This window comes from Fusibacter sp. A1 (assembly GCF_004125825.1).
In the GTDB taxonomy this organism is placed as follows: domain Bacteria; phylum Bacillota; class Clostridia; order Peptostreptococcales; family Acidaminobacteraceae; genus QQWI01.
Genome location: NZ_QQWI01000010.1, coordinates 98,488 through 120,530 on the forward strand (window position 1 = coordinate 98,488; position 22,043 = coordinate 120,530).

Sequence of the window (22,043 nt, forward strand, 5' to 3'; positions counted from 1 at the left end):
GGACGCTATGGCATTTCAATCAGGTAACGACTTATTAAAACAATGCGTCGAAGAAGAGAAACAGATTTGGCAAGTGATGCTGGAACAAGAAGTGGAGCAGTCCGGTAAATCCACAGAAGCAATTGAAGATAAACTAGATGAAGTTTTAGAGGTCATGTTTAAGGCGATCGATACAGGATCTATGAACGATAAGCGGTCGCTAGGCGGACTTATCGGTGGTGAAGCCAAACGCATGCTTGAAGCTATTGAAAATGGGCAGCTCAACTATCTGCCCGCTAACAGTCTAAAGGCCGTGGCCTACAGTATGGCTGTGATGGAAGTCAATTCGCTGATGGGCATCATCGTTGCGGCTCCGACTGCTGGGTCGTGCGGCGTTTTACCGGCTGTGCTCAAATACGCTCAGGAACAGTTCAACTATGATAAACAGACTTTAAGGATAGGAGTGCTGACCGCATCCGCTGTCGGATACCTTGTGACGACCAATGCGACGGTATCCGGGGCAGAAGGTGGTTGTCAGGCCGAGATAGGTTCTGCAACGGCCATGGCTGCGGCGGCCCTTGTCGCCATGCGCGGAGGTTCTGCCAGCAGTTGTCTTGACGCTGCGGCTTTTTCGTTTAAAAACATCATGGGACTTGTGTGTGACCCGATAGCAGGACTTGTAGAAAGTCCGTGCACCAAACGTAACGCGCTTGGAACGCTCAATGCCATGCTGAGTGCTGACATGGCCCTACTTGGCATGATCAGCATCATTCCCTTTGACGAGGTGGTAGATGCCATGTACAAGGTGGGTAGGATGATGTCATCTGATCTTAGGGAGACCGCACGTGGCGGAATAGCCGCTTGTCCTAGCGCAAAAGCGATTGAGAAAAGAATCTTCGGTTAATTAATAATAATTCTCATTTACAAGATGAAGACTTTATGATAGAATGTCCTTGGCTTACTACCGCGGCAATTCATAGTGTACTGACAACCGTCACGTCGGTACTCATACATGGAGGTAGAAGACATGGCTAGACCAAGAGGTCCAAGATTTAAAGAAGCAAGGTCGCTAGGGCTCAACGTACACGGGCACCCGAAGGCGATGAATAGGCAAACCCCATCAAGAGCCGATAAGAAGCTGAGCAACTACGGAAAGCAGTTACTCGAAAAGCAAAGGCTGAAAGCCTATTACGGCATGATGGAAAAACAAATGAGAAAGTTCTTTAAAGAAGCTTCAAAAGAAGCGGTTCCAGTTGTTGGGCTGATCAGACGTTTGGAACTTAGACTCGACAACGTGGTATACAGGGCGGGATTCGGCACTACACTACGTCAAGCCAGACAAATGGTTGGGCATGGACACGTGCTTGTAAATGGAAAACGCATTGATATTCCAAGTTATCAGGTGAAGGTGGGCGATGTGCTTAGCTTAAAAGAAGGCAACTCACATGCCAAACGCGTCAGTGACGCCGGAGCACCTCTGCAGTTGGTTCCTTATCTCGCATATGATGAGAACGGCAGTTCAGCCACACTCATTAGATTACCAAACCGCGAAGAGATTCCGATAGAAATTCAAGATCATTTGGTGACTGAGTTCTATTCCAAAATGGCATAAGACCAGTCACTTTAAGAACGGATGATTAGCATCTTAAAAGACTAATAATTAATTACCGAAAGAAACTATTCGTATGGATAGTTTCTTTTTTTATGTGCTTTTTTCAGGGACATGCAAAGACCGGTTTACAATCTTGTCTCAATCTTATGCAATTGTCTGAATAAACACCCAATTGGAAATCATTATGCTATAATAGCAAGTGGAGTTTGAATATTTACAGAAAAAGTATTGATGAGGGGGCTAGTTATGACAGAATCTATTGTTTCGAGTAGTAGATTGAGTAAGACCAAACGCAATGACGTTTTAAAGCTCATTGCGATTATCACAATGCTGATCGACCATATCGGATATCTTTTCTTTCCGCAGATCAGACTGTTTAGAACGATTGGACGTATTGCATTTCCTATCTTCGCTTTTCAGCTTGCAGTGGGTTACAAACACACTTCGAGTCTGCCGAAGTACAGCCTAAGATTATTTGGCTTCGCACTTATCTCTTATTTACCTTATATTTTCTTTGAACCGACGCTGGAACCGAATCCGCTTGCATTCAATGTCATGTTCCTATTACTTGCGGGCATCGGCGCGATGAAACTATGGGAGCTCTCCATCCATGCCTTCAAGCAATTTAAAATCAACAAAAGCTTAATGGGATTGATCGGCGGTAGCTTCTTCTTGGCTGTGTTTATCGCATATATCCTTGCGCCGCAAGCGCTTAGCATTCTTGTGAGAAACATCGATGTTCCACTTTTTGAGGGCTTACATAGCATCAGGGTTTCCTACGGAACCTATGGACTGCTTCTGATGATGATGTTCTACTGGTTTGAAAACCAGGCGATACTCGGGTTTGTAGCATTTGTGGCAATCACGTTCTCGACCACCTATCTTAGTGGCGCCATGTATACCGGCAGCGTCTACAATATTGCAGATGCTTCGCTCAGAGTCAAATCGTTCATGGATACCGTCATAAAACAACCCGCTTATATCTGGGAAAATATCACAGGATACAAGAACGGTCTGATGACCTTAGAAGGTTACTTCTTCCAGGCAAGAGCCGTGATGGGTGTCATCCTGATCTATCTGCTAAAAAACCGTAACTTCACCTTTAGGATGAACAAATACGTCGCATACTGGTTCTACCCTGTGCACATGACGCTTTTGATGTTCATCAAGTATGGAACAATGCACTGGGGTTGGAATATATTTTAGTATATAATTAGCTAAGGAAATTGCATAATTACATTCAAAAAGAGGATCATAGTCTAGCTAGTAGAGTAGTATCTTCAGCATTCATATATCTATTATGCAATATCCCATGTGACCTATTATAAAATTTTATCGGCTATATGCCTTGTGGCGTATAGCTATTTTATTGGAGGAGACCATGATTAGAAAACTGCCTTCTGAGGACTGGAATAAACTAAAAGAAGAACTGGCACCCTACTGGCACGAAGTGTACTTCCTATTGCTTGCGCTGGACAGCGGCAGGCATTTGAAAGAAGTGTACATCGCTGAGGACAAAGGTAAGGTGATCGGCATACTGGCAATAAGAAAAAGCAACAAGGCCCACCTTCATATGACTGCAGCGCTTACTGAGGAATGGACGGCACTGCTCAAATCGAAAGCGCTTAAATCGCTTTTAGTATCTGAACGCGTGTACCGCTTGATAAGCGGTGGGGACCTTGTCAAGGCGCACCACCGGACAAGCCTGATCATGACAAGATATGAAGCGCCATTTGATATGCAAGATACCCTTACCCCGCTGTCCATAGAGGAGCTTTCAGAAGTGGATGAGTTGTACCGGATGGAGATGCCGGGTGCCCTATCCCTTGAAGGAATGAGACGAAACTATGAGAAGGGTGGATTTGGTGTAGGAATAAGAAGGCATGACAAGTTGGTGTCCGTTGCCCAAGTGAGTGAGGTCAGTAAAGACCAGGGATTCGTGTTCGGAGTTGTGGTGATCGAAAAGTTCCGGGGGCAGGGACTTGGCAAGCGGGTGATGCAGGGATTATTGTCGCTTGAAAGCTCAAAAGGGCTGACGCTGCATTTATTGACAGATAATCCCTTAGCCATTGGACTTTATGAACAGCTTGGATTCAAAGCTAACGGCAAGATGATAGAAGCCGTACTATAGAAAAGGTCGCATTCAAATCGAATGCGACCTTGTTTTATAAGTGGTTGATCATGCTGGCGCTATAGGCCGCGCCGAACCCGTTATCGATGTTCACGACAGTCACACCGCTCGCGCAGCTATTGACCATCGAAAGCAGGGCGGTGATTCCGCCAAGGTTGGCGCCGTAGCCCACGCTTGTCGGAATAGCAATCACCGGCTTGTCGACAAGTCCTGCGACAACGCTCGCAAGCGCGCCTTCCATCCCAGCGATCACGATGACGACCTTTGCGCCGCGTATGTCGTCAAGACGCTTGAACAGCCTGTGGATGCCAGCCACGCCGACATCTACGATCTTGATCGTCTGATTCCCTAAAAGTTTTGCCGTAACGTATGCCTCTTCCACAACAGGAAGGTCCGATGTACCCGCACTGACAATCGCGATGTAGTCCTTTGTTTCTGCTAAGTCCTGGTTCACAACGCTGATGGTCCGGCCTAACTTGTTGTGTTGCGCATGTGCGACCTTCCTCTGAACGGCTTCAAAGACCTCTGAATCCACTCTGGTCACCAGTATATTGTGTTTAAGCTCATTCATATGGACTACAATATCCACAATCTGCGAACTGGTCTTACCTTCGCCGTAAATCACCTCCGGGTATCCGACCCTTAACTGCCTATGGTCGTCGATGACGGCAAATCCCAAATCCGTAGAAGGGAACTTCTGAAGGGCATCGGCTGCCACATCTGTGGATAGGGTGCCGTTTTTCACTTGTTCAAGCATTCCTAATAGTTGATCTTTGTTCATAATCGCTCCTCTGACTGAATGGTATGATTGAGGCTTCCCATCTTATAGCCTGCCAAGTCTAGTGAGACAAAGGTGAAACCATATTCTTTCAACTGGTCATTGATCTTATCCATGATCCCTGTGTCGAAAAATCGGTCTCTTTGATCCTTGGCGATTTCAATGCGCGCAATCTCGCCGTGCGAGCGGACTCTCACTGCCTTTAACCCCAAACTGTGTAAGAAGACCTCAGAACGTTCGACTCTTTCGAGTTCGTCAAGGGTGATCCTGTGGTCGTAGGGAAGCCTTGTAAGCAAGCAAGCGTAGGCGGGCTTGTCGTGCGTAGCAAGCTTGAACAGCTTTGAGCTGATCCGTATGTCCAGCTTTGAAAATCCTGTTTCCAGCAGCGGGCTTTTGATGCCAAGTTCCTTAAGGGCAATCATTCCAGGCCTGTAGTCTTTGGTATCGTCCGTATTCGATCCGTCTGCGACGTATTCAAAACCGTCTGCTAGCGCCTTGGCCTTTATCTGACTGAAAATCAGGGTTTTGCATAGGTAGCAGCGGTCCACAGGATTGTCGATGATGATCTCGCTTAATCCCACCGTCATGATTTCATGCCTGATGCCGATAGTCTCTGCAAGTTCTTTGGCTTCGTCAATTTCCCAGTCGGGAATATAGGGCGAATTCACCGTATAGGCGATCGCCTTGTCTCCAAGCGCCTCCTTAGCGGCATAGGCAAGAAAAGTGCTGTCGACTCCTCCCGAAAAGGCGACTGCGACAGAACCTAGATTCTTTAAATAGGTGATCAGTTCGTTATATTTGTTCTGCATAGCGGTTGTTCCTCTTCACTGCTTCCTCGATCACGTGGACCGGTATACCATGCTGATTGGCAAGGCGCTTGCAGTCTTCATATTCGGGTTTGCTTTTAACACAGGCGTCCTGCCAGTATAGGTCCTTAACCGTCACCGGGCCGTATTCCGTATCGATAGTCCTGAAAGTCCTATCGAGCATCGTCTTTGTGACTTCGTATTCCCTGATACCCGCGGAACTTGTATCCGTAAACAGGATATGTTGCACCGAAAATCGCTTGTCGTCGGTGAATAAGACCGATAGCTTCACAGCAGGTCTGCCTTTTTTCATGATGATCGGCGTTTTAAAAACATCCAACGCGCCAGCGTCAAACAGCTTTTGTTCGACAAACTCATAGTGTTCGGGATTCATATCGTCGATGTTCGTTTCAATAATATATTGTTTTTGTGTAGTGGTAGACTCGTTCATCTCACCCAAGAAAACCCTAAGTACGTTCGGTACTTCAAAATCCTTGGTACCGAGTCCGTATCCGATGCTTTCAATGTTGATGGACTGGATGTCGGTGAACTCATGGACCATGGCCTTAAGAATCGCGGCACCGGTAGGTGTGGTCGATTCAGACTGCACAAGACCTGTTTTCATGGGAATACCCTTGAGTATCTCCACAGTCGCAGGCGCCGGCACAGGAATCTTACCGTGCGTGCACCATACAAAACCGGCTCCGACCTGAACGCTAGACGACATGATTCTGTCGACTTTGAGATAATCGATACAGATCGCCGCACCAACAATGTCTACTATAGAGTCCACGGCACCCACTTCATGAAAGTGGACCTCGTCAACCGTCTTGCCATGTACCTTGGCCTCGGCGATGGCTATCTCGTGAAAAATCCTCAAGCTGATATCCTTTACCTCGTCAATAAGCGGACTACTAAGAATCATCTCTTTAATGGTGCCATAGGTACGGTCGTGGCTGTGCGTATGGTGATGGTGATGGTCATGTATGTGGCTATGGGCATGCTGGTGATGATACCCGTGTTCATGACCTTGCTCATGGGCATGCGCTTCACCTGCAAGCACCACATCGGCCTTTATTCCAGTAATACCGCTTTTGATACCGGTATGTATATCTAATGTAAATTCCTCATCGAGTCTTAGCTTGGCAAGTTCCTTCTTAAGATACTCCTTGTCGACACCTAAGTCGATCAGCGCACCCAGATTCATATCACCGCTAATTCCAACACTGCAATCATAATAAAGTACTCTCATAATTCCTCCTATCTCTCTCTTAATGAATCATAACATAACCGCTAAAAATAGGCCATATCAAGCCTGTTTTATGTTAGACTTTAACTATCAGAATCATATCAAAAGGAGGCTTTATGAACATACTTATCATCGCAATCATCCTGTTTTTAGTACTTGAACTGATGAATGTCGCAACACTGTATTTCAAACCCGATTCAAAAGCGGGAAACGGCATCGGAGTATTCAACGCCTGGGAAAAATCAAAAGAAATCCCCGAAGTCCACGAACTGGTCAAATACCTGACCTACTGGGTCGCAGGAACCAAGCTGATCTTTATCGGACTGCTTCTAGTCATTATCCTCACAGCAAACGAAGTGACACAGTTTTATGCTGTGGGAGTTCTGATCTTATCTATCTTCTCGTTTTACTGGAGACTGTATCCGATGATAAAAAAGATGGATGCACAGAACCATATCACACCAAAAGGCTACTCAAAAACCTTAGGTATGATGATCACAGTCATCATTATTGTACTCTCAGCAGTTTTATTCATCAGCATGTTATAGGCGACGAGTCAACTTAAATGGAAAACTAAAGAACTGACTCAAAAACACCACTTATTGACTATTTGGTGTTTTTATCTCTTAATTATCCCTAAAAGAGTACTACAAAATTTTCGACAATTTCATTACAATTCCAATAAATAACATATAAGCATCCATCAAAACAGTATAATTGGTGTAGAGCAACTCATCGAACGAGAATAATCATTGAAAGAAGTCTTATAGGAGTTGCAGTTATAACATACGTTTTTGATATGAGTTGTTCATGGAGGACTTATGAAGCTAAAGTCATATTGGGTGCCACTTTATTATCTCTGCATAGTATTGTTTTTTTCAGGGAATACCATCATCATAAACACGTTTGAAATTAACTTTGATTATACCCTTATCCTCACAGCAATTACTGTAGTTTTAGTATTGAAAGCTAGTAAGTATCACCTTCTAGGTATGGCCCTGACGATTGCCTATACCTATTGGTCTGCGGTGAGACGATTCCATTCTGGCTGGGTTGTTTTAATCTTAGTTGCCATTTTGGCTGTATTGGTGCTACTGATTAATACGGCTAGTGTCAAAACGCACCGAATAGTTTGGCGAGAGAGAGTAGGGCGATTCAAACGAAATAGAGCTTATAAGTATCTCAGCATGTGCCTATCATTGGTGGTAGTGGTAGGTCTGCTTATTTATTTATGGCCAAATGAAATAAATGTATTATCAGAGGACTACAGTCAGATTAATTCTTCAACTGAAGGCATAGACCTGTTTTTATACTTCAATAGCAACGACATACCCCTCCCCAAAAATGTATACAGTTTAACAGAGCAGCAATACAAGGCCTTAAAGTCACTGCTGAACAGCAAACCGCTCATCCCCATCAGACAACCCGAGCTTTTCGATATGAAGTTTTGCGGCTACGGCAAAGACCTCATGTCAATTACGTATCAAATAGGTAAGGACCGTGTTGCCTATTACATGCAATTTGGCAGTAATTACATTGATGTGGGTAGAAGTGTCTATATCGACGGGGATGAGAACAATGGGGTGCACGACTACCAAATGTATTTTAAACCAAGCGGATTTGATGTGGACGAGATTGTGAATCTCATCCTGTAAAATTGGAAAGTTCAATTATAACCAGACATCCCCGTGCACCCATAAAGGACATCGTATATACTAAAATAAAGTACAGTAGAAGGATGGTGCACTATGTTTGAGTATGTTTACATTGCACCAGCTGCTGGCGCAACTATTTGCTTCGGGTGTTAGAGGGATTATCAACATTCGGTGAGCTTGTCCGGAGCAAATGGGCGGTACCGGGTACCGCATGAGCCGAAGCTGGATTACAACACTTATGTTTCAAAAAACCTTTTAGCAAGGTCTATTTGTGGTGTGATTCGCTTCGCTGCACGCTTTTTTCAGCACTGTACTTGTGCGCGATCAAGCACGTTTAACCATGGCTTCGTGACGTTAGTTGCGAAGCCTTTTATATTGTATTGCTCCGGCAAGCTTTTGATGCTATTAACGGAGGATATTATGAGTTTATTGAATGTACAAGCTGTGGCAATGGCCTACAGAAACAAAGAAGTCTTATCTGGCGTTTCGCTGACCGTTGAACGGAGGGAACGTGTCGCCCTAATTGGCAACAACGGTTCTGGTAAAACAACCCTTTTGAAAATCGCGATGGGCAAGGAGACGCCTGACGGGGGAACCGTGACCTTTGCAAGAGGTATCAAAGTGGGTTACCTGTCACAAGTCACCGACGAACTGGTGCATGGCCATACCCAGGCTGGTTTTTATCAAAAGATCGATGAACTGGAATTCAAGCTGAGAACGATCGAAGCGGATATGTCTCAACTGACGGGCGATGAAGAGGCTTCTGTAGTGGCCCAACTCACCGGTACCTATACGAAAGCCCTTGACGAGTTCAATGCCATTGGTGGTTACGAGGTCTACCATGAAATCACAAAAACATTGAAGGGACTTGGTCTAAGTGACGATGCCTTGACCACCGACCTTGAACATTTGAGTGGTGGTGAAAAAATGCGAGTGGCTCTGGCCCACCTTTTGATTGAAAAGCCGGATCTGCTGATTTTAGATGAACCGACCAACCACCTGGATGTACATGCGATAGAGTGGCTTGAAAATTTTTTAATGAAGTTTTCAGGTGGTGTCCTGGTCGTTTCGCACGACAGGTATTTTCTTGACCGTGTCGCCACTAGAATTGCTGAACTTGCTGGTGGAACCTTGCTGGAAATGAAGTGTAATTACTCTGAGTTTTTAGACCAGAAGAAAACGCTAAGGGAATACTATAACAAAGAAAGAAGAAACTTAAAAATCCAGATCAGGGATTTGAAAGCCATGATTCTTGAACTTAGAAGAAAACGCAAGAGTAAACAGGCTGATAGCAGACAAAAGGAAGTCGACAGACTGGAGGAAAAGTTCATTGAACTGACCAAACAGTCAAAATCTCATGGCAACCTGACGAAAGTTAAAAAGCCGAAAATTGATGTAAAGGGCCATGGCCATGTGAGTCAATCAGTGGTTCAAGTAGAGGGATTGTCAAAGCACTTTGGACAAAGAAAGCTCTTTGACAGCATCAGTTTTGACATCTATGGTGGGGAAAAGGTAGCCATTGTCGGTTCGAATGGAACAGGTAAGACGACGCTTCTCAACCTCTTGAGGGGCATTGACAATCAGTTCTCGGGAACCGCTAAACTAGGTGCATGGATCAATTATGTGTATCTGGGTCAGCACGTGAGTTTCACAAGCGAAGACTGGTCGGTACTGAGTGAGATGATGCATGCCTGTAAACTCGACGAACAAGAAGCCAGAAGAAAGCTTGCGGCCGTTGAACTATACGGTGACGAAGTGAATACGTTGATTTGTGATTTGAGTGGTGGAGAGCGGGTAAGGCTATTCTTTGCAATAGCCATGACATCTCATCCCCATTGCCTGATTTTAGATGAACCCACCAACCATCTTGACCTTTCATCCCGTGAAGCGCTAGAAGCCATGATCAATGCTTTTAACGGTACCGTCATCGCGGTGTCTCATGACAGGTACTACTTGAACAATTGCGTGAGTAAAGTCATAGAACTCAAAGAGGGTAAGGCGCATGTGTTTTTAGGCCATTACGATGAGTACATTAAAAGCCAGTTGCAAGAACCTGTGAAAGTTCAGCGGATGAATAAGAAGCCTGCCAAGGAAAGCCCCAACAGACTTGAAGAGATTGCAAGCAAGAGGGCAGCTTTGGAAGGGCGGATTGAAGCACTTGAAGCAAGCATCAGATTCCACGAAGCCATGTCGATAACCAGTCCTGATGAGGTCGATTACAAGCAGTGGTCCCATGAATCGGCAACACTTGAATCGCTCATGGAGGAGTATATCGTACTGGACCTTGAAGCTTGATTAAAACATCAATTGTCATATTACAATTACCTTAAATCGTGCACGTAATCTAAATTTTTTAGTACAATGACTTTGAATTGTACAGTTTAGGGGGTTAAGATGTTTAGAAACAAAAAAATCATAATGATGGTTCTATTGTTATTTGTAGGAATCATGACTCTTCAATATGCTCAAGCAGAAGGTGATCAGATTAAAGTCGATTTTGACATTTTTAGGTATACCCTAGAAAGTTCGTCAAATGATTCATCATCAACCTCAACCTCAGGGGAGCTTCCGAGTGCATATACCTTAAGCCTTCAGATTAAAAGGGATGATGTCATACTCTATGAACATGAAATGACAAAATTCAGTATAGGTGATGCTGATAGCCAAAGTGCAAAGCCCATGAATATCACAGTCGATATATCAGAACTCGACTATCACTACGAAAAGAGCTGGCTTTTAAACAAAACCTATCAACTCAAGTACAAAGCGGTCTTATCGATGGACAACCCAAATATAATGATCCCAATACCTGATTCAGAAGGTGAGTCCGCAGGTTACCATCGTCCACTCAATATCGAAGGAGACTACGAAGGGGAAATCAGAAATCAGATTAAAGGCTGGTGCAGTAAACAAAAAGCTGAGCAGATTGGACTTGACATGGTTGTTGATAAAATACAGATCCATATTTACAATCACGTTGATAAGCTTATAAAGGATGAAGAAGATGAGAAGAAATAATATTGAAATAAGAAATGCCCAGGCAAGTGATGCCCAACTGCTTGCAAAGTGGTGGAATGACGGGAAAATCATGGCGCATGCCGGTTTTCCCGATGGGCTGGGAACAAGCCCTGAAGAGGTGGAAGAAGGTCTGAAAACTGATGAAGACAGGGTAAGAAGACGCCTGATTTTGGAATACGACAAGGAAGCCATTGGTGAGATGAGCTATCGTTTTAAGACCGGTGATAAAGCGGAAATCGGTATTAAGATATGTGTTCCCACGTTAAGGGAAAAGGGAATAGGCACCCAAGCGCTCACGCTGTTAATTGAACATCTGTTTAATGAACTGGACGCAAAGCGAATCATTTTGGACACCAATGTTACCAATCACAGGGCACAACATGTTTATAAAAAACTAGGGTTTGAAGAAACCTACTACTGGTTTAACGCATGGACCAACCAGCATGGCGAGTTGCAGTCTTCTGTGCATTATCAGCTCTTAAGGACAAAATGAGTTTTAAGCATCACTTTTCACAAGTGATGTTTTTTTACTTTTAATCCTAACAGCAAGTGAAGTGACGACTTTGTAACCGGCGCAGGGATTCGGTGAAAAGTCCATCATGCTTGCAATGACTTGATGATGAAGATAGCAATCGGTGCAAACACATAAAGAGCATAGTAGTAACAGAATTGACATTTTATAGGCACTTACAATTGGTATACTCATATTAAAAGGAGGTTGTCATGAAAAAAATTATCGGGTTACTACTATTGATATTGGTTCTTACCGGGTGTTCTGCTAAAGGCGCGGCTGAAGAATCGGTATCGAGCTACGAAGACAAAAATTACGAAGTATCGGAAACGTCCTCGTCTGAATTTGGATTTGAAAAGAACATAGGGGATAGAAAAATCATCTTTAAGGGACAAGTCACGTTGCGGATCGCATCGTATCAAGATGCCGCTCAAGAAATCGAAGAAGCCACCATGAAAGCGGGTGGCTATGTCAGTGAATCGAATATAAGTGAAGGATACAGTCATCTGGTGCTTAAGATCCCCGCTTCAGAAGCCAAGAACTTCCTAAACGGCTTTGAGCAGTTTGGAACGGTGATCGACAGCCGATTTACATCGGATGATGTCACAGAGCAGTTCACCAACCTGGAGATCAGAACCACCAATCTGGAAGTGCAGATCGCGACCTTAAGGGAGCTCCTTAAAAAGGACGACATCAAGGTGGAGGACATCTTCAAGATCGAGAACGAAATCAGACGGCTTGTCGATGAACTTGAAGGCTACCAGGGGCAGATAAGAAACCTCAGTTCACGCGTATCCTTCAGTGAAATCGTCGTATCGCTTACAAGAGAGACGGAACTTGAGGTCACAAACGGCAAGACCTTCGGCTACGAGGTAAGCTCGGCCTTTAAAACAGGGGTGAACGGCATTGTCGAACTGGTTCAACTGATCATCATCGTCGGCGCCTTCTTAGTGCCGTGGCTTCCTGTCGTTCTAGTGATCGGCCTTACAGCCATCATGATCAGAAGACGTACCCTTAAAAAGGGCAAGGAATAATACAGCAAATCAAAAACGACCGTCAAGCGGTCGTTTTGTTTTGCAAGGGTTAAGCTAGGAAGATAAGGCGCTAGACATCCCTGCGAATCAGCGCGTCCCTGCCTGGTCCGACGGATACGTATCTGATGGGGAAACCGATCATGGTTTCGATGGCTTCGACGAATTCTTTTGCCTTTAGGGGCAACTTGTCGTAGTCTCTGATCTTGCTGATATCAGCCAGCCAGCCTTCAAAGGTTTTAAACACCGGCTTCGCTTTTTCAAGCTCGTAGGTGCAGGGGAAGTCTTGCGTGATTTCACCATCGATGTCGTAGTGCGTGCACACTTGAATGGTTTCTAAAGACCCCAGAACATCGAGTAGTGACAACACGACTTCTGTTGTGCTTTGCAGCTGGCATCCGTAGCGGGTGGCTACTGCGTCGAACCAGCCGATCCGACGTGGGCGAGAGGTGGTCGCTCCGTATTCGTTGCCGATTTCCCGGATGGTGGCCGCCATTTCATCATGAATCTCACTTACAAAAGCGCCTGCGCCGACTGCGCTTGAATAGGCTTTGACAACGGTTGTCACTTTGGTAAGCGCGCTTGGTGGCAAACCGGTGCTCACGGGCGCAAAGGCAGCAAGCGGGCTCGATGAGGTCGTCATCGGATAGATTCCGTGGTCGGGGTCTTTAAGCGCACCGAGCTGGCCTTCGAATAGAATGGTCTTAAAGTTATGGTGGGCATCCAGTAAAAGCTTTTGCGTATCTGCGACAAAGGACTTGATCAGTTTGCCCTGCTCGAACAGTTCTTCGGTGATCTCCTGAGCATTCAGCAGTGGCGCGTGGTAAAGGTTGGACATCAATATATTGGTGTGTTCGATGTTTCTTTCCACTTTTTTAAGAAGGTGGTCGTAGTCGAAGAGGTCGGCGATTTGAATACCGATCTTTTTGTATTTATCAGCGTAAAATGGAGACATTCCGGTCTGCGTGGACCCGAACTGGTATTCCTTGAGGCGCTGTTCTTCCAGTTTGTCAAGGGTGATGTGATGGGGCAGCACAACCTGCGCCCTGTGGCTGATCTTTATGTCCGGGGCCGGCACTCCGCATGCTACCACTTGATTGTATTCTTCCAAAAATGCCTTGATGTTCACCGCAACCCCTGTCGCCAGGACGTTGGTGGTTTTTGCATTAAACACGCCCGACGGCAGAAGATGGAGCTTGAATGTTCCATAATGGTTCACGATGGTGTGGCCTGCGTTGTTGCCACCTTGAAACCTGACGACAAAATCAGAATTCTGCGCAAGGTAGTCGGTCATTTTTCCTTTACCCTCGTCGCCCCAGTTGCCACCTACGATTGCTTGTATACTCATTATAAAACTCCTTTCGGTTGTTTACTGTATCGGTTAAGTACAGTATAATCAATTTATGATTATAATTAAAATCAATGTTATTTATAATGTGTATAAGTGGGGTTTATATGACGCTAGATAGCTATAAAGTATTCTTTACAGTGGCAAAAGAAGGACAGTTTTCAAAGGCTGCGACCGTGCTGTATCTTTCGCAACCAGCGGTGAGCCAGTCTGTGAAGCAGCTTGAAGGGCAGCTGGGTTGCGTGCTGTTCAACAGGACCGCAAAGGGCGTTGAACTGACCTACGAGGGAGACCTTCTGTTCGGGCACTTGAAAAAGGCGTTTGAACATATTGAAGCTGCAGAACTGGCAGTCATCGCCGCTAAAAACCTGGAAGTCGGTGAAATAAAAATAGGGGCCAGTGATTCTGTGTGCAGTCATTACCTGCTTGACCATCTGCAGACTTTCAAGGACAAGTTTCCTGAAATTAAGGTCCACGTATACAACAAGACCTCTTCTGAAGTACGGTCGATGCTGAAATCAGGTGAAGTCGAGATCGGTTTTGTGAACATGCCCCTGGACGGGCAGGACGGGCTAGAGGTGATCGATGTGATGCCGCTGCAGGACTGTTTTGTCCATCATCCCGAGTTCTCAAGTGATCTCAAAGGCGAGAAGGACTTGTCGCAACTTGCCGGCTATCCGCTGGTCGTGCTTGAAAAAGGAACCAACATGAGAAGGTTTTTTGACAGCATCATGCACGGGCATCAGGTGGACTACACGGCGGATTACGAACTGGGAAGCGCCGACCTTGTCGTCAAGTTTGCGATCAAGAAGTTCGGGATCGCCTTTGTCACAAGAGAGTTTTGCGAATCAGAGATCGCATCGGGCGCATTGGATATCATCCGCCTAAAAGAAGAGATACCCAAACGAAGCATCGGCATGGTCACGGTGAAAGGTAAAAAGTTAAGTAGCGCCGCAAAGGAATTCTATCAGCAGTGCCTAGATGGAAAAGCAAAACACTAACTCGCAATTGGAGTTAGTGTTTTTTTTAGGGGGCTTATGCAGAAAACCAGATTGGTGCTGTTATGAGTACCGTCACACCGTGACCTAGCATTGAATTAAAGGTAACCGTACCGTTTAAGGTATGTTTCACCAGCTGATAAAGCGTGGGCAGGCCAAGTCCCTCGCCTTTACTGAAATCATTTTTTTGATAAGGTTCGAAGAGGCTTAATGTATCACTTGAACGAACGCCGTGTCCGGTGTCCTTGTAGATGATTTCGAATTCGTTTATCTTCCGGTGGACCTCGATGCTGATTTTGCCTGGCGAATGGTTGTCGAATCCGTGGGCTAAGGAATTTGAAACCAATATCTCAATTACTGTTTTCAGAGCGTCCTTATTGGATTCGACCATAAGGTGCTCGGTGCAGTTGACGCTTAGTTCGTGCGCACCGAGAATGCCTGCAGACCTTAGGTTGTCCGTGACCTGCAGCACATGCTTGCCAAGGTCGAATTCTGTTGGTCTGGCGCTTGCGGGCTTAGTCGATGCGGTTCTCAGTTGCTTGAGCTCTTGGATGACTGTGTTAAGGTCGGTTTCTAGATTGCCGAGATGCGTTGTCGTCTGATCCAGCAGATGAGAAAAGGATCCAACATTCGACCCGGTATCGATAAGGCTTGCTCTCATCTGCTCCGTTAACTTGGCTAACTCGTCTGTGGTGGACAAGCCGCTTCCTATATGAGGAATCAGCCTGTCGGTGATATTAAGTGATAGGCGATTCACGGCGGACATCTTTTCGCTTAGCTGATTGACCGAGTGCTCCTCGATGATCCTTTTGCTTGATGCGACCAACCGCTCGTTTGTGAAGCTCAAGTCGGCTGTCATATGGTCCACCTGTCTGTCTAGATACCACCGCCAGGTCAGATAGGCGGCTGCGATGATAACAAGCGGTATCGTAAGATAGAGGGCGAACTTGAAAAAAGCGAATGAAAAGGCTGATTTTTCATCGGTGCCGAACCACTTTTCATAAATCTCATCGTATTTGCCCGATGCTTTGATGGCAAGCAGCCCCTCGTTGAGCTGGGCGGTCAGCGCCGTGTTGCCTTGTCGCACTGCAAAACAGTAATTGCTTGTACCTACCGCCTGATCGATTCGTTTTATGGTGTTTAAGTCTAAGGAATCGATATAATACTGGGCGTATTTATCCGTCAGCAGGGCGGCGTCATGCTTGCCGTTTTTAAGGAGCATTAGTGCGTCCTCTGTTCTTGGTACCGTCACCAGCGAGTCGGAAAAACCCAGTCTGATCGCCTGATCGTGTAGCGAAGAACCACTGACTACGATAAGCGATTTGCCATTTAGATCGTCGATGGATTCCAATCCTTCTTTTTTTCTGACATACAGATAGTCACTCATTTGCACTACCGGCAAGCTAAAGTCAAATCTAGCGTCATCTTCTTTAGAATAGCGCATGAGTACGTACATGTCGGCGGTATTCGCGGTCAGGTTTCGCAACATTTGAGGATAGGTGCTGGTCTTATAAGTATGCGAAAGATTCATCGCACTCAAAATCTCGTGTGCGATCTCAATACCAAATCCCTTGTATACCTCGTCGTCGACATACGAAATCGGAGGCTGCGACTGATCGCCTTGAACAAGGATAGGGTTATCTGCATGAGTTACTGAAACTGTCAGCAGTAGGGTGACTAAGAAAATCGGCATCCTCAGTCGATGTTTATCTTTCATACGCTCAACTCCTTTTGCTTTAATATACCCACCGAAAACGGTGGGATTACAAATGATTTATGTAAATGAATTTTGGATTTTGTACCGGTCGGAAATGGACACGTTTAGACAGGATAGCACATGGAGTTATGTAAAGTAAATAAAGAAAATTATATTTTGGAGAAATGAAAAGATGCTCCAGCTGAATGAATGCATTTGCTAGCAGAAGGACCAAATATGAAAAAAAATCACAAGTAGCATCTATTTATTACAAAAAATTAATAATTCTACAAGGAAAGCACACTGCGAAATTTGTCGAAATATTCACTCTCTTCGATTTACTAAAATTGTTAAAAATGTTGATAATGCTTATTTTCCTTCGCAAGCGTCGAAATAGCTAAAAAATGAAATTGTCGATATTTGTCGAAAGTCCCAACTGCTATTCTGCTCCCTGCACACTAGTAAACAAAAGGGGTTGACTTGATTTGTCTAAAAAGTATAATAGCATCAATGTCGTTGATGGATTTTCAATAGGAGGAAACTTTTGAGAAATATTGTTTTAATTACTAAGGATGAAACTTTTTATAAATCCATTGAACTGTTTATCAACAGAAGTGGAACCGTTTCGTCATGGCTTTATGTAACTCAAGACGTAGAAGAGACAAGGGTGAAAAACGCGGAGATTGTCGTAGTGGATTCAGGGGTTGATTATGTAAACAGTCACGGACAAAAAATCCTGATGCTTGAAAACGTGCGAACAAATACTCCGGATACGATTTACAAGTTTCAAAAGTTCGAATCCGTTTTGACCGAAATTCGAAAAAAGGCTGGATTCAGATCGGAAGTGGCTGCAGAGGACTGCAAGGTTATCGCGATCACCTCGGCTGTCGGGGGAGCAGGAAAGAGCACTTTCTTGAAATATGCCTCCCTTTGTTTGAATGAAAGCGCTAAAACAGCGACGATACGTCTCATTGGAGGAATGAAACATCCACAGAACCTGACGCTATCGGATTTATGCTTTGATGAAGAGGTTGAAGGACTGCTGAGCAAGCCAAAGGAGTTTGAGTTCTCCTCGTCGGATGGGAATTTTACGCTCCCGGGGTTTAGCCTTCCGCTTGACTTTCATGAAGCGGACATGGTGGATGTCATTGAAAAACTCAAGAAATACGCCAAAAGAAACGGGATCAGGAACATCCTGATCGAACTGCCGCAACTCTTTTTCATGCAGACTCAACGTAGTGTCGAGGCATCGAACTTTTCTGTGCTGCTCATCGACCACAAACGTTGTGATGGGCAGGGCGAGCCACCTCATGAATACGATCTGAATCCAAAGCAGCTGATTTGCGTGAATAACCGCTGCGGTCATACCCTTCCGCTTTCAATCCCTGAATTCGGTTCCAATCTGACATACGAAGGGTTGAGTGCTGACAAAGAGAGCCCACACTACAAATATATCAACGATATCGTCATCGAGTTAGGACTTAAAGATGCATAAGGAGATCATCAAAGCGACCAAAAGGCAATTGAATCAGGTGGTTCTGATCACGGATGACGTCGTCAGGCAGATCATTCACGGTGTGATTGAAGGCAAGCATGCCGAAGAGCCTATCCCTCTTAAAGAAAGAAAACGAATACTTGAACGTTCCTTCAATACCCTCAGAAGACTTGATGTCCTTCAGCCGCTGATCGAGGATGATGAGATCACAGAAATCATGGTGAACGGTCCGGACTGCATTTTTTTTGAAAGAAAGGGTGTCATCTTGGAATCCGATCTTGTTTTTGACGATGCGGAACGGTTGAATCACGTGATACAAAAAATCGTGAGCGGTGTGAACCGAACGGTGAATACTTCAGAACCCATCGTCGATGCGAGACTGATAGACGGATCTCGTGTCAATGTGGTGCTTCCGCCCATCGCGCTCAATGGTCCGATCATGACTATCCGAAAATTCCAGAAGGAACAGTTCACCATGAAGGACCTGATTGAGCTTGGAGCCATCACTAATGAGGCCGCAGGCGAAATCGACGGATGGATGCGTGCGAGGCTGAACCTGTTCATTTCGGGCGGGACGGGTTCCGGGAAGACCACTTTTTTAAATGTGCTTAGCCAGAGTATCCAGAAGGACCAGCGTGTAATCACCATAGAGGATTCGGCAGAACTGCAACTGACCCATATCAAGAACTGGGTCAGGCTTGAAACCAGAAACGCCAACACGGAAGGTGTAGGTGAAATCAGCATACGAATACTCATAAAAAGCGCTCTGCGTATGAGACCGGACCGGATTATCGTCGGCGAGGTGAGGGGGTGCGAGGCGATCGATATGCTTCAGGCGATGAACACAGGCCATGACGGATCGCTGTCGACAGGCCATGCGAACAATGTGACCGACATGCTAAAGCGGCTCGAGACGATGGTCTATTCGGATTCGCAGATGCCTATTGCTGCGATCAAACAGCAAATCGTATCGGCGATCGATGTGATCATCCACCTTGGCAGGTTGAGGGATAGTTCCAGAAGGGTGCTCGCCATCGAGGCGATGTCGCATCTAGAAAATGGCGATTACGTACTGGTCCCCCTTTACCTCTTTTGTGACTTAGGAGACGATGAAAATGGACGGGTAAAAGGAGCTCTGACACGAACGGGAAACGTCCTGCCACGAATAGGCAAGTTGATCGCTTCGGGGCAAACCGTCAAAAAGGAGCCTCATCATGCTGATTAGTATAGGAATCATCACTTCTGGCATATGCGTCTATTGTGTGTTTTGGATACTACGGCCGCGCAGTGGACATAGCAAAGTCAAAAAACGGACGAAGCCGTTTAAAATTTCGAAAGACCGAGTGTCCTTGTTTGAAAGCATACTGCTCAGCATCGTTTTGGGAGTGTGCGGCTTGGCTGTCGGATGGATATTCTACAAGTCCTTTCTCATGATGGGTGTGTTTTCAGTGGTGCTCCAATTAGGCAGAAAATCCTACTATAAAAATAAGAGACTAAGAAAGAATGAGCAAAATCTAGATGAGTTTATGGAGATCAACCGCATGCTCATCGCTGAACTCTACTCTGGAAAATCTCTGGAACAAGCGTATCAGGCGATTCTAGTTAATTTGAACAAGGACTCCAACTGCCAGTATCCGCTTATGAGGAAGACGCTTACCGTCTGGTGTGAACAGTTCGATATTGGATGGTCAGTGGAAGAAGTACTAAGGGCCTTTGCTAAGGAGAGTGGTAATCAGGTGATCGATCAGTTTGTCGTGATGATCAGTGCCACAAAAAAACATGGTGGAAACCTGCTTGAAGTCATCGATTTGACCAACCGGGTGCTCAGGGACAAGCGGCAGATGCAGCGTGATATAGAAGTCATCATCTCTGAAAAAAGGCTCGAACAGAAGCTGCTCAGCCTGATGCCCTTCGGGATGCTTCTTTTGATGCAGCTGACAGCCTATGAATTTATCGCCCCTCTTTATGAAAGTGTATCGGGTAGGCTGATGATGACCGCCACCCTTTTGCTCTTTATCGGATGTTACATCTGGTCTGACAGAATGACGAGGATCGAAGCATGATCGGGGCGGTGCTTTTGCTTTTGATGGTCGCACTTGCTCTTTTCAACAAAACAAGGAGCAAGGCCGATCTTGACCGCTTTGGCAGTGAGGCGACACTAAGGGGACTGGTATGGTCGTGCTTTCATGTTGTAGACAGACTGTGTGGATACTATTCTGAATCTTCCTTTTACAGAAAAAGAATGCAGTATCTCAGATTGTGGCACAACTCAAGCGACTTATCCGATGCCGTAGCCCTTCATCTGGCCAAGATGGTGACGCTGTCACTGCTCTGCTTCGCACTTGTGCTTGTGATGCTAGGACTTATGGGCACCGTCGATAGGCTGACCTTGGCCTATCTGATCCTATTCATTTTTGTAGCCGGTCTGGTACCCGACTTTCAGCTCAAAAAGAAGTACGAGAGACATATCGAAATGATCCATAAGGAACTCCCTGGTTTTCTTCAACAACTTTCCCTGCTGCTCAAGGCCGGTGCGACCGTTCAAAACAGCTATGCCTACACGGCGGTAAATTGCAGTGGAAACCAGTATATGAGCAAGATGGTCAAGCTGATTGACAGGGAATGCGACAAAGGTACGGAACTGTTGTTGGCCTTTTCTGTGGTCGCGGATGTCATACCGACAAGAACCGTCAACCGACTGGTGAGCCTGATGACTCAAGCGAGGCATACTGGCGTACATAACTTGTCGGATCAGCTACTCTTATTATCTGAGGATATCATGCGCGATAGGCAGACGCAGGTGCGTACGATTTCTGAAAAACTATCGACCAAAATGTTGATGCCGATGATGGTATCCATGATCGGCATCATGGCACTGCTGATCTATCCAATATTTCAGCAACTATAGAAAGGTGGAAGGACATGAAACAAACATTAGGTTATATCAAGGCAAAACTGGGATGCACTAGAGGGATCGGCACGATCGAAGTGATTCTGATCATTTTCATTCTGGTCGGAGTGGTGGTGATGTTCAGGGAGAAGTTATTCGATATGGTAGATAAGTATTTGAGCCAGTTGGACCCAGACATTAAAAATGACCTCACCAAATAGGTCAAGAAACAAAGGAACACACACGATTGAAGCGGCGATTCTGATGCCCATACTGATGATCGTCCTAGTCGTGATCGTTGACCATGCAATCTATCTGAATAACAGACTGAATGTGTTAAGCAGCATGCAGCTTGTTCACCAGTCGGTGGCAAGACATGTGAACGAGTCGTCGCTGAGCTGGCTCGTAAACCCCGACAGTGATCTGACGGGGGGCAATATCCCTGTCGACGCGCGGTATGAGCGGTCGATTGGGGATAGATTCATGTTTACCTTAAAAGAAGAGGATTTAACCGACAGGATCCAAATGGAACTGGATAAGCTTGTGGGTGATTCTGTGGCTGTGATCACGGTCGATGAGCTATCAATCAGGCAAATGGTCTTCGATAGGCATATTTCGGTTTGTTATGTCATAAGAATCAACAGTCCGTTTTCAGAGGTGGCTGTGAATTTTGGACGGCGCGATAAGTTAAGCCTCATGGTCGAAATCGAACCTGAAAATGTGCTTGAAAAAATGCAGACCATCGATACCGTACTGACGGCGCTTGAAAACACACAGAACTGGAAGTCGCTGATCTATACGATGCAGCAGACGCTTATAAAATGTCTTAAGGTCTTTAGGTGAGAT

General features: G+C 45.5%; 22 protein-coding genes. 17 read left to right on the plus strand and 5 right to left on the minus strand.

All coding sequences use genetic code 11. The features are described 5' to 3' along the window. Positions 1–7: 7 nt before the first annotated feature. The 4 genes from sdaAA (at position 8) to DWB64_RS14710 (ending at position 3,722) form a co-directional block, all read left to right on the plus strand. Positions 8–883, plus strand: a complete 876-nt coding sequence (gene sdaAA, locus DWB64_RS14695) for an L-serine ammonia-lyase, iron-sulfur-dependent, subunit alpha (protein WP_129489003.1) — start codon at positions 8–10, stop codon at positions 881–883. 123 nt (positions 884–1,006) lie between these two features. Continuing rightward, positions 1,007–1,591 (plus strand): 30S ribosomal protein S4, encoded by a 585-nt coding sequence (rpsD, locus tag DWB64_RS14700; RefSeq protein ID WP_129489004.1) that lies wholly within the window; start codon positions 1,007–1,009, stop codon positions 1,589–1,591. Positions 1,592–1,837: 246 nt separating this feature from the next. Further along, positions 1,838–2,797, plus strand: coding sequence for a TraX family protein (locus tag DWB64_RS14705; protein WP_164980430.1), 960 nt, complete (start codon positions 1,838–1,840; stop codon positions 2,795–2,797). A gap of 175 nt (positions 2,798–2,972) precedes the next feature. Then, positions 2,973–3,722: a GNAT family N-acetyltransferase gene (locus DWB64_RS14710; RefSeq protein ID WP_129489006.1), complete on the plus strand. Its 750-nt coding sequence runs from the start codon at positions 2,973–2,975 to the stop codon at positions 3,720–3,722. Positions 3,723–3,756: 34 nt separating this feature from the next. Here the strand turns inward: DWB64_RS14710 and larB are convergent, their stop codons facing one another. From larB to larC, 3 genes are read right to left on the minus strand one after another with little or no spacing between them, the layout of a single operon-like run. Beyond that, the gene (gene larB / locus DWB64_RS14715) at positions 3,757–4,503 is read right to left on the minus strand and encodes a nickel pincer cofactor biosynthesis protein LarB (protein ID WP_129489007.1); all 747 of its coding nucleotides are present in this window, start codon (positions 4,501–4,503) and stop codon (positions 3,757–3,759) included. After that, positions 4,500–5,309 carry an ATP-dependent sacrificial sulfur transferase LarE gene (gene larE / locus DWB64_RS14720; protein ID WP_129489008.1) on the minus strand — a complete coding sequence of 270 codons (810 nt, stop codon included), beginning with the start codon at positions 5,307–5,309 and terminating at the stop codon, positions 4,500–4,502. Before larE ends, larB begins: the two co-directional genes overlap by 4 nt. Beyond that, positions 5,293–6,558, minus strand: coding sequence for a nickel pincer cofactor biosynthesis protein LarC (larC, locus tag DWB64_RS14725; protein ID WP_129489009.1), 1,266 nt, complete (start codon positions 6,556–6,558; stop codon positions 5,293–5,295). Before larC ends, larE begins: the two co-directional genes overlap by 17 nt. Before the next feature lie 113 nt (positions 6,559–6,671). Here larC and DWB64_RS14730 point away from each other — a divergent pair, with 113 nt between their 5' ends. From DWB64_RS14730 to DWB64_RS14755, 6 genes are all read left to right on the plus strand, one after another. After that, positions 6,672–7,103 carry a hypothetical protein gene (locus DWB64_RS14730; protein WP_129489010.1) on the plus strand — a complete coding sequence of 144 codons (432 nt, stop codon included), beginning with the start codon at positions 6,672–6,674 and terminating at the stop codon, positions 7,101–7,103. Between the two features lie 273 nt (positions 7,104–7,376). Further along, positions 7,377–8,210, plus strand: coding sequence for a hypothetical protein (locus DWB64_RS14735; RefSeq protein WP_129489011.1), 834 nt, complete (start codon positions 7,377–7,379; stop codon positions 8,208–8,210). A 420-nt stretch (positions 8,211–8,630) separates the two neighbouring features. Next, positions 8,631–10,505, plus strand: a complete 1,875-nt coding sequence (gene abc-f / locus DWB64_RS14740; RefSeq protein ID WP_164980431.1) for a ribosomal protection-like ABC-F family protein — start codon at positions 8,631–8,633, stop codon at positions 10,503–10,505. Between the two features lie 99 nt (positions 10,506–10,604). Beyond that, positions 10,605–11,228, plus strand: coding sequence for a hypothetical protein (locus DWB64_RS14745; protein ID WP_129489013.1), 624 nt, complete (start codon positions 10,605–10,607; stop codon positions 11,226–11,228). Then, complete coding sequence (locus DWB64_RS14750; RefSeq protein ID WP_129489014.1) at positions 11,215–11,721, plus strand: GNAT family N-acetyltransferase; 507 nt, start codon at positions 11,215–11,217, stop codon at positions 11,719–11,721. Before DWB64_RS14745 ends, DWB64_RS14750 begins: the two co-directional genes overlap by 14 nt. A 230-nt stretch (positions 11,722–11,951) precedes the next feature. After that, complete coding sequence (locus DWB64_RS14755) at positions 11,952–12,773, plus strand: DUF4349 domain-containing protein (protein ID WP_129489015.1); 822 nt, start codon at positions 11,952–11,954, stop codon at positions 12,771–12,773. Positions 12,774–12,843: 70 nt separating this feature from the next. Here the strand turns inward: DWB64_RS14755 and DWB64_RS14760 are convergent, their stop codons facing one another. Further along, entirely contained in the window at positions 12,844–14,118 is a 1,275-nt protein-coding gene (locus DWB64_RS14760; protein ID WP_129489016.1) for an adenylosuccinate synthase, read from the minus strand. Positions 14,119–14,225: 107 nt separating this feature from the next. Here DWB64_RS14760 and DWB64_RS14765 point away from each other — a divergent pair, with 107 nt between their 5' ends. Continuing rightward, a complete protein-coding gene (locus tag DWB64_RS14765) occupies positions 14,226–15,119 on the plus strand; it encodes a LysR family transcriptional regulator (protein WP_164980432.1) in 894 nt (297 codons plus the stop codon). Positions 15,120–15,153: 34 nt separating this feature from the next. On the opposite strand, the gene DWB64_RS14770 is transcribed toward DWB64_RS14765, so the two are convergent. Further along, entirely contained in the window at positions 15,154–16,833 is a 1,680-nt protein-coding gene (locus DWB64_RS14770; RefSeq protein WP_129489018.1) for a transporter substrate-binding domain-containing protein, read from the minus strand. A 523-nt stretch (positions 16,834–17,356) separates the two neighbouring features. Between DWB64_RS14770 and DWB64_RS14775 the strand changes: the two genes are divergently transcribed. Genes DWB64_RS14775 through DWB64_RS14800 form a run of 6 tightly spaced genes read left to right on the plus strand, consistent with a single transcriptional unit; the run spans position 17,357 to position 22,040 of the window. Beyond that, complete coding sequence (locus tag DWB64_RS14775; protein WP_129489019.1) at positions 17,357–18,307, plus strand: hypothetical protein; 951 nt, start codon at positions 17,357–17,359, stop codon at positions 18,305–18,307. Beyond that, positions 18,300–19,532, plus strand: a complete 1,233-nt coding sequence (locus DWB64_RS14780; RefSeq protein WP_129489020.1) for a CpaF family protein — start codon at positions 18,300–18,302, stop codon at positions 19,530–19,532. Before DWB64_RS14775 ends, DWB64_RS14780 begins: the two co-directional genes overlap by 8 nt. Continuing rightward, on the plus strand, positions 19,522–20,370 hold the full coding sequence (locus tag DWB64_RS14785) for a type II secretion system F family protein (protein ID WP_129489021.1): 849 nt from the start codon (positions 19,522–19,524) through the stop codon (positions 20,368–20,370). Before DWB64_RS14780 ends, DWB64_RS14785 begins: the two co-directional genes overlap by 11 nt. Continuing rightward, complete coding sequence (locus tag DWB64_RS14790) at positions 20,367–21,215, plus strand: type II secretion system F family protein (protein ID WP_129489022.1); 849 nt, start codon at positions 20,367–20,369, stop codon at positions 21,213–21,215. The genes DWB64_RS14785 and DWB64_RS14790 overlap by 4 nt, the downstream gene beginning before the upstream one ends. Before the next feature lie 14 nt (positions 21,216–21,229). Then, positions 21,230–21,418 carry a Flp1 family type IVb pilin gene (locus DWB64_RS14795; protein WP_129489023.1) on the plus strand — a complete coding sequence of 63 codons (189 nt, stop codon included), beginning with the start codon at positions 21,230–21,232 and terminating at the stop codon, positions 21,416–21,418. After that, complete coding sequence (locus DWB64_RS14800; protein WP_129489024.1) at positions 21,402–22,040, plus strand: TadE family protein; 639 nt, start codon at positions 21,402–21,404, stop codon at positions 22,038–22,040. The genes DWB64_RS14795 and DWB64_RS14800 overlap by 17 nt, the downstream gene beginning before the upstream one ends. Positions 22,041–22,043 lie beyond the last annotated feature (3 nt).